Genomic DNA, 13,465 nt, shown 5'->3' with positions numbered 1-13,465 from the left:
CCCCTCCTATGCCGAAGAAGAGGTCACGGGTTCCGGCTCCGCGGACTTCGGAGCACGGGGGACCTCCACGGGCTTGCGGTAGACGCGTGACAGCAGCGGACCCGTCATCGCCGTGGTGACCACCGCCATCACGACCATCAGGGAGTACAACCCGGTGTCGAGCAGCCCGAGTTGGAGGCCGATGCCGAGAATGACCAGTTCGGTCAGTCCCCGGGTGTTCATCAGCACCCCGAGAGCCGCGGCCGGCCGTGACGGGAGGCCCTGGCTGCGGGCGCCGACGTACGTTCCGCCGAACTTGCCGGCCACCGCGACCAGCAGGATCACCCCCAGCTCAAGGAAGTCACCGCTTCCCATGGAACTCAGGTCGACCTTGAGGCCGGCCACCACGAAGTAGACGGGCAGCAGCAGTGCGGTGACCTGCCCCGTCCGGTCGTGGATCTCGGTGCGCAGGGCGAGCGTCTTCTCCCGGGGCATGATGGTGCCGAAGAGGAAGGCACCGAAGATGAAGTGCATCCCCATCGCCTCGGTCGCCGCCGCCGACAGCAGCACCCCGATGAGGACCAGGGCGAGATGCCATGGAGCGAAGGCGACGGCCTTGCCGTCCTTGACGAACACGGCGCGCAGCAGGGGCCGCACGACGTACATCATCACGAGGATGAACGGGAAGGCGAGCGCCACCCGCCAGTGCTCGCCGCTGCCGCCCGCCGATGCCTGGACCGCCGCGAGCGCGGTCCAGGCGACCACGTCCACGGACGCGGCGGTCGCCAGGGCTATTCCGCCGAGCGCGGTCTTGCTGATACCGCGCTCGGTGAGGATCCTGGCCAGCACGGGGAAGGCCGTGACCGAGACCGACAGCCCGATGAACACGACGAACGCCGCGGTGTTCCGGCTCTCGTGGGTACGCAGCAGATAGAAGGCGAGCCCGATACCGAGCAGGAACGGCGCGACGGTGGATCCGAGGATCGCGCCTCCGGTGACCCGGCTCCGGCCCCGCAGCGTGGCCCCGTCCAGCTCAAGACCGACGGCGAACATGAACAGGGCCACACCGACATCGGCCATGCCCGTGAGCAGGGGGCGGATGTCGCCGGGGAACAGGAGATCGGAGATCGCCCCGTTGAACAGGGTCGGCCCCAGCAGGACGCCCGCGACGATCTCGCCCACCACGGCGGGCTGGTTGACCCGGGCCGCGAGATGACCGAGCCCTCTTGCCAGAAAGAGGATCAACCCGAGATCGATGAAGAGTAGTTGCACCTGGTGACTGCTCATGGCCTGGGCGTCCCGCTCATCCTCGGATCGTCGTGGGTGGTGTTCAACTCTGCTCGGCGGCCGGCCCGGCGCCCCCGTCGACGAGGTCGTCGATCGTGAGGGTGAGCATCGGATGCTTCCCGCTCAGCCCGGAGATCAGCTGGACGAAGTTCGCCGACGGCGTGCGCTCGTGATCGGGGTCGACCATCTCCTGCGCGAGGCTGTGGTAGAACTCCTTGTACCTCGTACGGTCGTAGAAGCGCTCGACGAAGGTCCGGATCTCGTCGAAGAAGCCCCGGTACGCCGTGACATAGCGCTTGAGGGCCTGCTCCTCGATCTCCGGGTGCTGGATGATCTGGTCGACGATCTTCGCCAGGGTGCTGCCCGCCAGCGTCGCCAGCGCGACACCGGTGGAGAACAGCGGGTCGACGAAGGCGGCGGAGTCACCGACACACACCCAGCCGTTGCCGGTGAAGCTCTGGCTGGTGTACGACCAGTCACGGGCGGTCCGCCAGCCCGCGGACTGGTTGGCGCCCGCGAGCATCTTCTTGAGCTTGGTCGACTTCGCCATCTCGGCCTTGAACAGGTCCTCCAGGGACTTGCCGTCCTTGTTGGCGTCCTGCGAGCGGGTCACGTATCCGACGCTGATGGTGCCCTTGTCGATGGGAATGGCCCAGAACCAGCCCTCGTCCAGGCCCTCGATGAGGATGTTGGTGTACTCATCGCCCGGCAGCCGCTCGCAGTTGTCGAAGTACGTCCAGACCGCGACGTTGCGCAGCTCCTCGTGCCAGGTGACGTCGGCGTACTTGCGGCTGAGGAGCCTGGCCTGGCCCGAGGCGTCGATGACCAGCTTCGCCCGCGCCTCGTGCATGCCGTCCGTGCCGCGCAGTGTGTAGCGGACGCCGGTGACGCGGCCCTCGGTCTCGATGGGTTCCTTGACGGTGGCTTCCTCGATGATGAACGCGCCCAGTTCACGGGCCCGGTCGAGTATCAGGGAGTCCATGTCGGCGCGCCGGGTGTGGTACGCGTACTCGTGCGCGGTGCCCTCGATGAACGAGAAGTTCCACGGCACCTGCGCGTTGCCCCAGACCAGTGTGCCGCCGTACTTGCGCTCGAAGCCCCGGGCGTCCATGCGCTCGGTCAGGCCCAGTTCCTGCATGGGACGCATGAAGGCCGGGATGAGCGATTCGCCGACGTGGTAACGCGGAAACCGTTCACGGTCGAGTACGAGGACACGGTGTCCGCGCTTCGCGAGAAGTCCCGCGGTGGTGGAGCCGGCCGGCCCGCCACCAATGACGATGATGTCGAATTCTTCAGGCACCCCGAAGAGAGTGGACGACATTGGAGATCCTCCCCTTACTTCAACAGACGTGCACCGCATGAGGCGGGGCGCGCATCGGCATTCCCCAAATTGTGGCGCCTGCCCCATGAAGGTCTTCTGGAGCATCTCTGGATGTTCGATCCACACATACAGAGGACTGAGTGGGGATTCGGAATTCACAGTGCGAAAATCGGTCGCCGACGTAAGCGGAAAGCGAGAATCGCGGAGCAACCGCGATGAATTGATTCAACGTTCACGCAAAATTGCTCAAGGGCGTGTCTCAAGCGCGTGTCTCAACGGCGTGTCTCAAGGGCGTGTTCCGCCCGACCGACACTCTTCTTTCCGGCCGGCTCCCGTGTCGTTCCGGCGGAATTACCCGCACGGGAATCAGTTCGTCGGCGGCTGTCAGGTCGTCAGCAGGTACACACTCGCGTGGTCACCGACCATCAGCCGGTGGTGTCGTCCGTCGCCGTCGCCGTCGCCGTCCGCGGACACCACCTGTGCCGCCCGGCCGATGACGGAGCCGTGCAGACCCTCGACGCCGCTGATGGTCGCGGTGTCGAGGACGATCGAGTAGGACACACCGGCGCCGCTCAGTACGCAGTCGTCGCCGATCGTGGTGTCCGGCCCGACGACGCTGTCCTCGATGACGCTCCCCCGGCCGATGCTCACCGGTCCGGTGATCCGCGAGTTCACCACCCGGCTGTCCGCCCCGATCTCCACCGGTCCGACGAGTTCGCTGGCCTCGTCCGCCTTGCCCGCCATGGAAGGGGTGAGGGTCCGCAGCAGTTCGCGATTGCACTCCAGCATGTCGTCGACCGTGCCCATGTCCCGCCAGTAGCCGGTGTAGCGGGACGCCCGGACGTCATGGCCCGCGGCGACCAGCCACTGGACGGCATCGGTGATCTCCAACTCACCGCGCGCACTCGGCACGATGGCCGCGACCGCCTCGTGGATCCGCGGGGAGAAGACATAGACACCGATGAGTGCCAGGTTGCCCACCGGGTGGGCGGGCTTCTCCACGACCCGGGTCACCCGTTGCCGGTCGTCCACCTCGGCCATGCCGAAGGCCCGTGGATCATCGACCGGTTGGACCGCGAGCTGAGCGTCCGCCCCGCCTGTGCGGAAGTCGGCCACGATGTCGGCGATGCCCCGCGGCAGCATGTTGTCGCCGAGGTACATCACGAAGTCCGCGTCGCCCAGGAACTCCCGGGCGATCAGCAGTCCATGGGCCAGCCCCCGCGGCGCGTCCTGGTGGAGATAGCTGATCCGCAGGCCGAACGCGGAGCCGTCGCCGAGCTTCGCGGCGATGTCCCGCCCGTACCCCCCCACCACGATGCCCACATCGGTGATCCCCTGTGCGCGGATGTCCGCCAGGATGTGCGCGAGCACCGGCTTGTTGGCGATGGGGATGAGCTGTTTGGGCATGGTGTGGCTGAAGGGCCGCAGCCTGGTCCCGGTGCCGCCCGCCAGGACGAGCGCCTTCACGACTCGGTCCTCGTCGCCGGCTCCTGCTTCGCCACCGGCTCCGTCCCGGGCCGCGCCTCGTCCCGCGCGGCCGGTTCGGCTCCCCGGCCGGCGGGTCCGCCGTAGACGAGCCGGCGCAGCAGCGCGTCCAACGGCCCCGCGCGCCCGGCACGTTCAAGTGCGACGGCCACGACGAGCACCGTGAGCCAGACGCAGACAGCGATGACGGCCGCGCCGGTGGCATGGATCCGGTCGCCGACGCCGAAGGCGACGCGGGCGAGGATCAGCGCGAGCAGCGCGGACTGGAGCAGATAGCACGTCAGTGAGCGGCGGCCGACCGCGGCCAGGGCTCCCGCCACGGGCCCCGGGGCCCGGCCCCGGTCCTGGCGGCGCGCCACCAACAGTCCGAACGCCGCCGCGTAGGCCAGGCCTCCGGCGAAGCCGGTGATCACATGCAGCGCCGTCACCGAGCCCGTGGCCAGGTCACCGGCCCCCCAGGAGCCGGCGCCCACCAGCGCGAGCGGCACACCGCCGAGCACCGACACGAGACCGCCGATGAGCACCACGCGCCTGAGCAGGGCGCGATGCCGGGCGGGGTCGTCGAGGTAGCGCCTGCGCGCGGCCACGGCACCGATCAGGATGGCGGTGGGGATCGGCCAGCCCAGCAGGATGTGCACCGAGGCGAACGGCACCTGCGACAGCCGCTCGACCACCGCCTCACCGTAGTGGTGGGCCCAGACGGTGCCGCGGATCTCCTCGCCGCTCCCGCTCTCCTCCATGGCCACGGCGATGGACAGCAGGGTGGCCAGAACGGTCGCCGCCGCGGCGCTGATCACCACGCCCCTGCCCAGCGCGCGGTCGCTCCTGGTGAGCAGCCATCCGAGGGCCAGCGCCGCCACTCCGTAGGGCGCGAGAATATCGGCCGGGAAGATCAGCACGAAGTGGACGAAGCCGAACAGGATGAGGAACACCCCGCGCCGGCGCAGCAGCCGGGCCGCCGCGGGCGCCGAAGTACCGGCGGCACGCTGGCGTATGACGAGCATCGCCATGCCGTATCCGAAGAGGGCGGCGAACATCGGATAGGCACGGTTGTCGACGAGGTCCAGGCTGAGGAACGTGATCGCGCGGTCGAGTGTGTCGCCCCCCTTCGGGTGCGTCACCACGCCCGGGTCGCTGGTCGTCACGTACATGGGCGCGTGGGCCAGGGCGATGAGCAGCAGCATGAAGCCCCGCGCGATGTCGGGTGCCGGGGAACGCTCGGCGGGGGTCACCCCGCGTCGTCCGACCGGCGAATTCACAGTCCTGCGGGTCGACATGCGGTCCTCCGAGGGTGTCTGTCTCCGTGTCCGGCCGGGCCGGCCGAGCCGTTCCGTGTCCTGCGGCGAGGGTGTCCGGTCACCGGGTCAGCTCCTGGCAGGTGGCGTAGTCGGGGAGCAGACCGGCCGCCCTTGCCTCGGCGAGCGTCGGTGCGGCCCTGTCCCGCTCGGACATGACCGGGTCGATGCCGGCGGGGATCGGAAGCCCGAGCGCGGGATCGAGGGCGGACAGGGCGAGTTCGTTCTCGGCGACATAGCCGCTGGTGAGCATGTAGGACATGACGGTGTCGTCCGCCAGCGCGACGAAGGCGTGACCGACGCCGACGGGGAAGTACATCGCCCGGAAGTCGACCGGGTCGAGGAGCACGGCGTCCCACTGTCCGTACGTCGGTGAGCCGACCCGGATGTCGATGACGATGTCGAGCGCGGCACCGTGCGCGCAGTAGACATACTTCGCGGTGCCGGGGGGTGTCACGGTGAAGTGCACCCCGCGCACGACGCCGTGGCGGGACCGGCTGTGATTGGTCTGCGCCGTCCGGAAGAGCCGATGCCCGACGGCCTTCTCGAAGGCAGCCTCCTGGAACGGCGAGACAAAGAGGCCGCGTTCGTCGGGGAAGACCCGCGGAGTGAACTCCACTGCTCCCTCGACGGCGAGTTCACGTATTTCCATGGCTCCTCCTGAGCGGGTCCACTGGGGGCGGGGCGAGCGCGCGTGCCAGGCGTCGCGGGCCCGCGAAGATCGACCGGACAGGGCCTAAAGGGCGGCCAGCACCTCGCGCAGCGCGCCGATCACCCTGTCCTGGGTCGCGGGGGCCAGCGACGGGTACATCGGCAGCGAGAAGATCTGGTCGGCGAGCGACTCGGTCACCGGCAACGACCCCGCCCGCAGGCCGAGATGGCTGAACCCGGTCATGGTGTGGACGGGCCACGGGTAGCTGATGTTGAGTTCGATGTCGTGGCCCTTGAGCGCGGCCAGGATCTCGTCCCTCTTCGGATGGCGCACCACGTACACGTAGTACACGTGGTCGTTGCCCGGCGCGACGGCCGGCAAGGCGAGGCCGGTGCCGGCGAGTCCTTCGGCGTAGCGCTCGGCGATGGCGCGCCGCGCGGCGATATAGCCGTCGAGCCGGGGAAGCTTCCGGCGCAGGATCTCCGCCTGGACCTCGTCGAGCCGGGCGTTGTGTCCCGGGGTCTCGACGACGTAGTAGCGCTCCTCCATGCCGTAGTAGCGCAGCCGGCGCATGCGCCGGGCGGTCTCCTCGTCGCGAAAGAAGGTGGCGCCGCCGTCGCCGTACGCCCCGAGCACCTTGGTCGGATAGAAGGAGAAGGCCGCGGCGTCCCCGGTGGTCCCGGCCAGTGCCCCGTGCCGGGTGGCGCCATGGGCCTGGGCGCAGTCCTCCAGCAGGAACAAGCCGTGTGCGGCCGCGAGGCTCTTCAGCGGCTCCAGGTCGACACACTGCCCGTACAGATGGACCGGCAACAGACAGCGTGTCCGGTCCGTCAGGACCGCCTCCACCTGTGCGGTGTCCATGAGGTAGGTGTCGGGATCGATGTCGACGAAGACCGGGGTGGCGCCCATGGCGTCGATGGCCACCACGGTCGGCGCGGCCGTGTTGGCCACGGTGACGACCTCGTCGCCCCGTCCGACACCGAGAGCCTGTAGCGCGAGCTTGATGGCGTTGGTGCCGTTGTCGACGCTGACGCAGTGCGGCACCCCGTGGTAGGCCGCGAACTCCCGCTCGAACCCGTGCATGCTGCTGCCCAGCACGAGCCGGCCCGAGCTGAAGACGGTGTCGACGGCGTCGAGGATCTCCTTCCGCTCCGCCTCGTACTCCTCCAGATAGCCCCAGACTCTGGTCGTCATGGACGCTCCGCTCCTTCTTTCACACCGAGGAACAGGCCCCGGCCCGACTGGGCATCGTCGATGTACTCGGGGGTGAGACCCGCGTCGCGCAGGGTCCGCTCGTAGAGGTCGCGCGGGAACAGCTGATGCAGGTAGGACTCGGTGAAGTAGCGGGCTCCCCCGGTGTCGGCGACGACGTAGTGCACCTCCATGCGGGAGGCCTCGCCCTCCCGTCGCGTGTGCGACACCCGCGAGATCGTGCGGTGGTCGGGGGTGAGGACGTCGGCCGCGACATAGCCGTCGAGGAAGGCCTCGGGGAACCACCAGGGCTCGACGACGACCACACCACCGGGGCGCACATGCCGCGCGAAGCAGCGCATCGTACCGGCGAGTTCGTCGGCGCTCTGATGCGCCACGGCGGCGAACATGCAGACGACGGCGTCGAAGGTCCGGCCGAGGTCGAAGGCGCGCATGTCGCCCTGGTGCAGAGGTACGCCGGGCATCCGGTCCCGGGCGACGGACAGCATCGACTCGGCGAGCTCCACCCCCTCGACATGCTCGAACAGCTCCTCGAAGTAGCGCAGATGGCCTCCGGTGCCGCACGCGACGTCGAGCAGCGAGGAGGCCTCGGGCAGTCGCGCCCGGATCCGCTCGGTCACGAACTTGGTCTCGGCCGGGTAATCCTTGCCGCGCAGTGCGTACACCTGGTCGTAGATCTCGGCGAACTCCGGTCCGTACACAGCTGTCCCCTCACATCGCATGGGCTTCGGCCAAGGCGGCCACGGTCCGCTCCAGTGCCACGCGCAGCGGTATCCGAGGCCGCCAGCCGGTGACCGACCGGAACGAGGAGGAATCGATGGTGACGCTCCGGAAGTCGGTGGCCGGCGCGCTCTCGGGCGGCGCGACCGAGACCACCGGTACCGGCGGTTTCCCCAGCCGGGCCGCCACGAGCTCGGATACGGTGCGGCACACGTCACCGAGGGGATCGCCCCGACCTGCGCCGAGCAGCCAGTGGCCGCCGGCCAGCGGGTCGGGGTGGTCGAGAGCGGCCACGAACGCCTGGGCCACGTCGTCGACATGCACCAGGTCCCGCTTGACCGTCCCGTCGTGCCACAGAGTGAGCGGCTCACCGGCCAGGGCGCGGCGAATCATGAAGGCCACAACGCCCCGGTCGGCGCCGCCCGGCGCCGCGACATGCCCGAACACCGTCGGCAGACGCAGGCTCGCGCCCCGCACCACCCCTGCCGCGGTGGCCTCCTTCAGCAGTCGTTCGGCGGCCAGCTTGTGGTGGTCGTACGCGGTCCCCGGGTGGTCCGGTTCGCTGCCGTCGATGGGGCGCTCGGGCGGCAGGCCGATCTGAGAGGCGGCGCCCGCGTACACGATCAACGGGGCGGGCGATTCCCCCCGGTCCCGGCGCAGGACCTCGCAGAGGTTCTCCATGACACCGACGTTCACCGCCCGGCTGGCGGGGTCGCTCTCGGCCGCCCGCCAGCCACCGCTGTGTGTGACGAGATGGATCACCGCGTCCGCGCCGGCGACGGCCTCGGCCACGGCTCCCGCGCGGGTGAGGTCCGCTGTGCGCACATCGGTGCGGGCCGGCTCTCCACTGGGCACCTGGCTCGGCCGTCTGGCCACCGCCCGCAGCCGGACGGGCAGGCGCGCGAGCGCCGCCGTGACGGCCGATCCGACGAATCCGGACGCTCCGAGTACGGCGACAACGGGCGGCTCGCCCGGGTCCGGCCGCTGCGAGGTCATACGCTCTCGACTCCTTGCGCGGGCACGCGGACCGGGCCGGCCGGGGTGGCGAGCGCGTGCAGGCACGCCAGCAGACTTCGGGCCTGCATATTGAGGTAGTGGCTGTGGCGTAACAGCCCGGAGAGTTGTGCCGGTGTCATCCATCGGAAGTCGGGGTGGTCCGGCCGCTCGTCCGTCTCGATCAGAAGATGCCGGTTGCGGGTGTGGTAGAGCCTGCCGCCCTCGTCGGACAGGATGACGTCGAACAGGATCCGGTCCGCCCGCGCTGTCAGCACCTCGTCGAGGAACAGCGGGCGCGTCTCGCGCGGCAGCCCGTCGTAGTTGCGCACGGTGCACTGGACGGTGGGACCCAGCTCCACCACGTCCACGAAACCCGGTTCCGCGCGTTGGTGCACCAGCACATGCAGTTCGCCGTCGAAGCGGGCGGCGAGGAAGGCGACGATGCCGATGCCGTGCGCGGCGATCATCGGCTGTGCCCACTCCCCGACCTCCCGGCCGGCGGCCTTCACCTGTACGCCGATCACATCGAAGAACCGGCCGCTGTCATGAACGATGGCGGCGGGTTCGCGCCGCCACTGGTCGAGATCCGCCAGCGGCACCTGCTCGGTACGCACCTCGATCCGGCTGCGCGCCGCGGTGATCCAGCTCAGGATCTCCTCGGTCGTGGTGGGGCCGCAGGGCGACTTCGGCCGCGTCACATGCCGCTCCCCGCCGTACGGCATGCAGGCCAGCACGCTGCGCAGGTCCATGCTGATCAGGTCGTCGATCCTCAGCAGTCCGCGCGCGTCGGTGAGCTTCAGCCAGTGGAACCCGTCGATCGCCTCGACGTCCTCCCGGACCTCGACGATCATGTTGCGATTGCGCTTGCGCAGGAACCAGGACGCCTGTTCCGACTGCCGTACATCGGCGATCACCCGGTGCGGGGCCGCGTTCTGAAAGTACGCCAGATAGGGCACGGACTTTCCGCGATGCACGCCGCTGAAATTGCTGCGCGTCGCCTGCACCGTGGGTGAAAGCTGAAGTCCGTTGATGTTTCCCGGTTCCGCCTTGGCCTGAACAAGGCAGTACAGGACACTGTTGACGCGCTTGACCAGAATTCCGAGGATTCCCGTCTCAGGCTGATTGATTATGGGCTGATCCCAGCATGGGACAATGCCTCGGGAATGATGTGTACGGAGCCCTTCGACTGAGAAGAACCGACCGCTGCGATGGGTCATGGCCGGCCGGTCGGGCGAGCAGTCCCACCCGTGCACGGATGCCAGCGGGACACGCTCCACCTGCGTGTAGACGGTTTTGCGAGCGGCCTCGAACCACTGGTGGAAACTTGCCGGACCGTACGGCGTATCGGCGAGAAATTCCGTCATCAGCAACTCTCGGACTAGGTCGGGTCTGACGCGTCACTTTCACTCGTCGCCCATTTTCGCCCGGCCCGCCGCCCGATGGCGTCTCCCAGATTGCTCATACCGTCGGCCGATGACTCATCAATTCAGCGGTGCTGCCCGTAACAGCTCCGCCGCGGCCGTCGCGGACGAAACTCGGAGATCGCCCCGATGGATCAGGCGGGCTCACCGAGCAGATGGAGGCAGTGTCCCTCGTACACCCACTGCTCCCACTCCTGCGGCGTCCAGCCGCGTTCGGACACCAGGAGATGGAACAGCTCGGGACCGAGCAGCACATACGAGATGTCCACGGCCCGCTCCACACCGAGTCCCTCGCGCAGCGCCTGCTTGCTCTCCAGCGACTCGACGAAACGCCGCTGGACGACCAGTCGCTGACGCTTGTTCGCCTCCCACAGCTCGGCGCCGTCCCCGCTGGTCGCCGCCGCGTTGCGCAGCACTTCGAGCAGCGGGCCGACGCGCTCGAAGACCAGGCGCGTCAGATGCACCTGAAGCCGCAGCTGCTGACGCGGGTCCTCCGTCTCCAGCGCCTCGACCACCTGGGGCCGCTCCAGCGTCGGCACGGGATCCTCGTCGCCGGCGATGTGAACGTCGATGAGTTCCTTGAGGATCCGCTGCTTGCTCCCGAACGAGAAGTAGATCGTCTGGACGGCGACGCCTGCCTCACGGGCGATGGACTCGATGGTCGTCGCGCCGTAACCGTGCTCGATGAACAGTGCCATCGCGGCCGCCAGCATCCGGTTGCGGGTCTGCTGTGCCTTCAGCCGGCGGCCGGGCGTTTCCTTCACCATTCTCGATCACTTCCTACTCACTGCTGCGGCATGTCAGGCGCCGCTGGGCGGACCGTCGAATGGACCCGTCGTACACGGGCGCCCGTCCACTCCAGCGAGCCAGGCAATTATGACTGCCGCCCCGGGCCGCCGGCTGCCGGGTGGGCCGGTGACCGGCGTGCGGCTATCAGCGATCGGACCACTCTGTCCGGGCGGACGACCGACGCCGACCCGGCCAGCAGATGCTGTGCGTCGAGCATGACGCGGTGCGCGGGCACCGACACATGGCTGGCCAGCATGACCTGCCGTACGTAGCGGTTCACGACATCCGTGCCGATGCCCTTGGCCCCGACCGTCTCGGGATACATGAAGTCACTGCTCGTCGACATCCGCCACGGTGTGTCGATCACCTTCGACGCCGCCCGGTAGAACCGGCGCGCCATGGCCGGTGTGGCCGCGCCGTGCCGGTCCAGGCAGCGGCCGAGTTCCACCGCCTCCAGCGTGGCGACGGTCATGCCCTGTCCGTACAGCGGGTTGAAGCTGCACATGGCGTCACCGAGCGCCACGAAGCCCTCGGGGACCTTCCGCAGACGCTCGAACCAGCGGCGCCGCGCCGCCGGGTACAGGAAGCGTTCCGCGTTGTCGTCGCTGACCGGTTTGGTCCTGGCGAGCAGCTCGGACACATGCGGGCTGGGCAGGGCGTCCGCGAACGCGGCGAAGCCCTCGGGGTCCACCGGCGCGTGGGCCCGGTGCCAGCCGCCGAGGGTGACCATCCATCGGTCCCCCTCCACGGCGAACACCGCGGCGGCCCGCTTGTCGTCCGGCGGCACCGCGGACATCAGGTAGAGGAGGGCGTCGTCGTGCAGTTCGCCGCCCGCGCGATGCATCACACGGGTGGTGTATCCGACATCGATCTTGACGGTGGTGGTCTTCGGCACCGGGCATTCGAGCCGTTCCAGCCACCGGTCGGTCCGGCCGGCACTGCGGCCGGTGGCGTCGACGACAAGGGAGGCACCGAGCCTGCGGCCGTCGTCCAGCTCGACACCCAGCACCCGGCCGGGCACACCGAACAGTCCGCTGACGGCGGTCCGGTCGAGGATCTGGACATGGGGCAGTGCGGTGACACGTCGCCGGATCGTGTGTTCCAGGTAGGCACGGGTGAGGCTGATGCCCAGCCGGCCGCTGGTGAACCGGGTGCGCAGCGCGCCCATCTGGTGGAACAACAGGTCGCGACCGGGATCGAAGGGCACCGCGCCCCCGGTGATCAGCTCGTCGGTGAGACCGGGGAAAAGCTCCTCCAGTTTCTGGCGCCCGCTGATGAGCAGGGCATGTGCGTGCGGGCTCTGGGGCACTCCCTTGCGGTTGCCCGCGCCCTCGGGGAAGGTGTCCCGGTCGAGCACGGTCACCGACTCGAATCTGCGGGCGAGAGTGCGGGCCGCGACCAGTCCCCCGATCGAGCCTCCGACAATCACCGCGTGTCCGCCGACCACGCCCACGTGCCCTCCTCAAAAGACCGCAACTGCGGTGCGGACCGCACCGTTGTGCCATTGTTGAGGCGGCGGGTCAAATGTGTCTTCTCCAGGATTGCTCAACCCCGGTGGGATACGTCCTTCAGTATGCGAAGAGCTCCGGAAGCGCGGCGCCGATAGTGGCCCGCTCGGTATCGAAGACGCGCGTTTGCGACGGGCATTTCAGAACGAGATCCACCGTGATCACAGAGCCCGGCGCGATATAAAAAGGACCGACGCTCTCGACCACGACGGGGCGCTTGCCGCCGCCCGACCTCCGCGATACCGCCTGAAGGTACCAGGTCCCCTCGGGAACGTATTCGATGTTCCAGTCCCCGCTGTGCTCGGTACGACAACAGCGCGCAGGGCGTTCGTGACGTGCCAGCGGGGGAATCGCCGCCACGAAGACCGGCTCATCGTCGAGCCCGTCACTTCTGTGGACCCGCCCCCGGAACGCCCCGTAGGCGAAGGGCGCGTCATCCTTCTTCCCCGCGGTGAAATCGATGGCGGTCTGCCCCAGCTGCGCGAGCCGACGGAATCGGCCGGGCGGGACACCGACACTCCTGGTGAAGCGTGTCGTGAAACTCCCCAGGCTGGAATACCCCACCTGCACCGAGATATCGGCCACCCGGTCCGAGGTGTAGAGGAGCTTTCGCTTCGCGACCTCCTGTCTCACCGCGGAGAGGAAACGAGTCGGCGGGAGCCCGGTCTCCTGCCGGAAGATGCGCGACATGTGGAAACTGCTCAATCGGGCCATGTCCGCGAGGACGCAGAGGGAAAGATCCTCGTCGTACCGATCGCGTATGGCTTCGACAACACCCTCGATCTCAGGCCGCATCAGGA

At 68.7% G+C, this 13,465-nt stretch carries 12 protein-coding genes; all 12 read right to left on the bottom strand.

What is annotated here, in order from left to right; all coding sequences use genetic code 11:
- Positions 1 to 6: 6 nt before the first annotated feature.
- Complete coding sequence (locus ABTZ59_RS22520) at positions 7 to 1,266, bottom strand: cation:proton antiporter domain-containing protein (RefSeq protein ID WP_351410865.1); 1,260 nt, start codon at positions 1,264 to 1,266, stop codon at positions 7 to 9.
- 43 nt (positions 1,267 to 1,309) lie between these two features.
- On the bottom strand, positions 1,310 to 2,587 hold the full coding sequence (locus ABTZ59_RS22515) for an NAD(P)/FAD-dependent oxidoreductase (protein ID WP_351410855.1): 1,278 nt from the start codon (positions 2,585 to 2,587) through the stop codon (positions 1,310 to 1,312).
- Positions 2,588 to 2,971: 384 nt separating this feature from the next.
- Complete coding sequence (locus ABTZ59_RS22510) at positions 2,972 to 4,054, bottom strand: glucose-1-phosphate thymidylyltransferase (RefSeq protein WP_351410846.1); 1,083 nt, start codon at positions 4,052 to 4,054, stop codon at positions 2,972 to 2,974.
- Complete coding sequence (locus ABTZ59_RS22505; RefSeq protein WP_351410838.1) at positions 4,051 to 5,349, bottom strand: DUF418 domain-containing protein; 1,299 nt, start codon at positions 5,347 to 5,349, stop codon at positions 4,051 to 4,053. The genes ABTZ59_RS22510 and ABTZ59_RS22505 overlap by 4 nt, the downstream gene beginning before the upstream one ends.
- 79 nt (positions 5,350 to 5,428) lie before the next feature.
- On the bottom strand, positions 5,429 to 6,019 hold the full coding sequence (locus ABTZ59_RS22500) for a dTDP-4-dehydrorhamnose 3,5-epimerase family protein (RefSeq protein ID WP_351410831.1): 591 nt from the start codon (positions 6,017 to 6,019) through the stop codon (positions 5,429 to 5,431).
- An 84-nt stretch (positions 6,020 to 6,103) separates the two neighbouring features.
- Complete coding sequence (locus ABTZ59_RS22495; protein WP_351410827.1) at positions 6,104 to 7,213, bottom strand: DegT/DnrJ/EryC1/StrS family aminotransferase; 1,110 nt, start codon at positions 7,211 to 7,213, stop codon at positions 6,104 to 6,106.
- Complete coding sequence (locus tag ABTZ59_RS22490) at positions 7,210 to 7,932, bottom strand: class I SAM-dependent methyltransferase (RefSeq protein ID WP_351410815.1); 723 nt, start codon at positions 7,930 to 7,932, stop codon at positions 7,210 to 7,212. The genes ABTZ59_RS22495 and ABTZ59_RS22490 overlap by 4 nt, the downstream gene beginning before the upstream one ends.
- A gap of 10 nt (positions 7,933 to 7,942) precedes the next feature.
- Positions 7,943 to 8,947: an NAD-dependent epimerase/dehydratase family protein gene (locus ABTZ59_RS22485; protein ID WP_351410803.1), complete on the bottom strand. Its 1,005-nt coding sequence runs from the start codon at positions 8,945 to 8,947 to the stop codon at positions 7,943 to 7,945.
- Positions 8,944 to 10,311: an NDP-hexose 2,3-dehydratase family protein gene (locus ABTZ59_RS22480; protein ID WP_351410795.1), complete on the bottom strand. Its 1,368-nt coding sequence runs from the start codon at positions 10,309 to 10,311 to the stop codon at positions 8,944 to 8,946. Before ABTZ59_RS22480 ends, ABTZ59_RS22485 begins: the two co-directional genes overlap by 4 nt.
- A gap of 191 nt (positions 10,312 to 10,502) precedes the next feature.
- Entirely contained in the window at positions 10,503 to 11,135 is a 633-nt protein-coding gene (locus ABTZ59_RS22475; protein WP_351410776.1) for a TetR/AcrR family transcriptional regulator, read from the bottom strand.
- 107 nt (positions 11,136 to 11,242) lie between these two features.
- Positions 11,243 to 12,610: an FAD-dependent oxidoreductase gene (locus tag ABTZ59_RS22470; protein WP_351410762.1), complete on the bottom strand. Its 1,368-nt coding sequence runs from the start codon at positions 12,608 to 12,610 to the stop codon at positions 11,243 to 11,245.
- Between the two features lie 115 nt (positions 12,611 to 12,725).
- Entirely contained in the window at positions 12,726 to 13,460 is a 735-nt protein-coding gene (locus ABTZ59_RS22465; RefSeq protein ID WP_351410754.1) for a helix-turn-helix domain-containing protein, read from the bottom strand.
- Positions 13,461 to 13,465: the final 5 nt, after the last annotated feature.

Origin of the sequence: Streptomyces sp. NPDC094034, assembly GCF_040303865.1 — a bacterium.
Lineage (GTDB): Bacteria > Actinomycetota > Actinomycetes > Streptomycetales > Streptomycetaceae > Streptomyces.
The sequence above is the reverse complement of the archived record's forward strand: the minus strand, read 5'-3'. Positions and strand labels throughout refer to the sequence as shown.

Coding starts and splice junctions, on each gene's coding strand:
- ABTZ59_RS22520 (WP_351410865.1), bottom strand. CDS start 1,266: ATGAGCAGTCACCAGGTGCAACTACTCTTCATCGATCTCGGGTTGATC.
- ABTZ59_RS22515 (WP_351410855.1), bottom strand. CDS start 2,587: ATGTCGTCCACTCTCTTCGGGGTGCCTGAAGAATTCGACATCATCGTC.
- ABTZ59_RS22505 (WP_351410838.1), bottom strand. CDS start 5,349: ATGTCGACCCGCAGGACTGTGAATTCGCCGGTCGGACGACGCGGGGTG.
- ABTZ59_RS22500 (WP_351410831.1), bottom strand. CDS start 6,019: ATGGAAATACGTGAACTCGCCGTCGAGGGAGCAGTGGAGTTCACTCCG.
- ABTZ59_RS22495 (WP_351410827.1), bottom strand. CDS start 7,213: ATGACGACCAGAGTCTGGGGCTATCTGGAGGAGTACGAGGCGGAGCGG.
- ABTZ59_RS22485 (WP_351410803.1), bottom strand. CDS start 8,947: ATGACCTCGCAGCGGCCGGACCCGGGCGAGCCGCCCGTTGTCGCCGTA.
- ABTZ59_RS22480 (WP_351410795.1), bottom strand. CDS start 10,311: ATGACGGAATTTCTCGCCGATACGCCGTACGGTCCGGCAAGTTTCCAC.
- ABTZ59_RS22475 (WP_351410776.1), bottom strand. CDS start 11,135: ATGGTGAAGGAAACGCCCGGCCGCCGGCTGAAGGCACAGCAGACCCGC.
- ABTZ59_RS22465 (WP_351410754.1), bottom strand. CDS start 13,460: ATGCGGCCTGAGATCGAGGGTGTTGTCGAAGCCATACGCGATCGGTAC.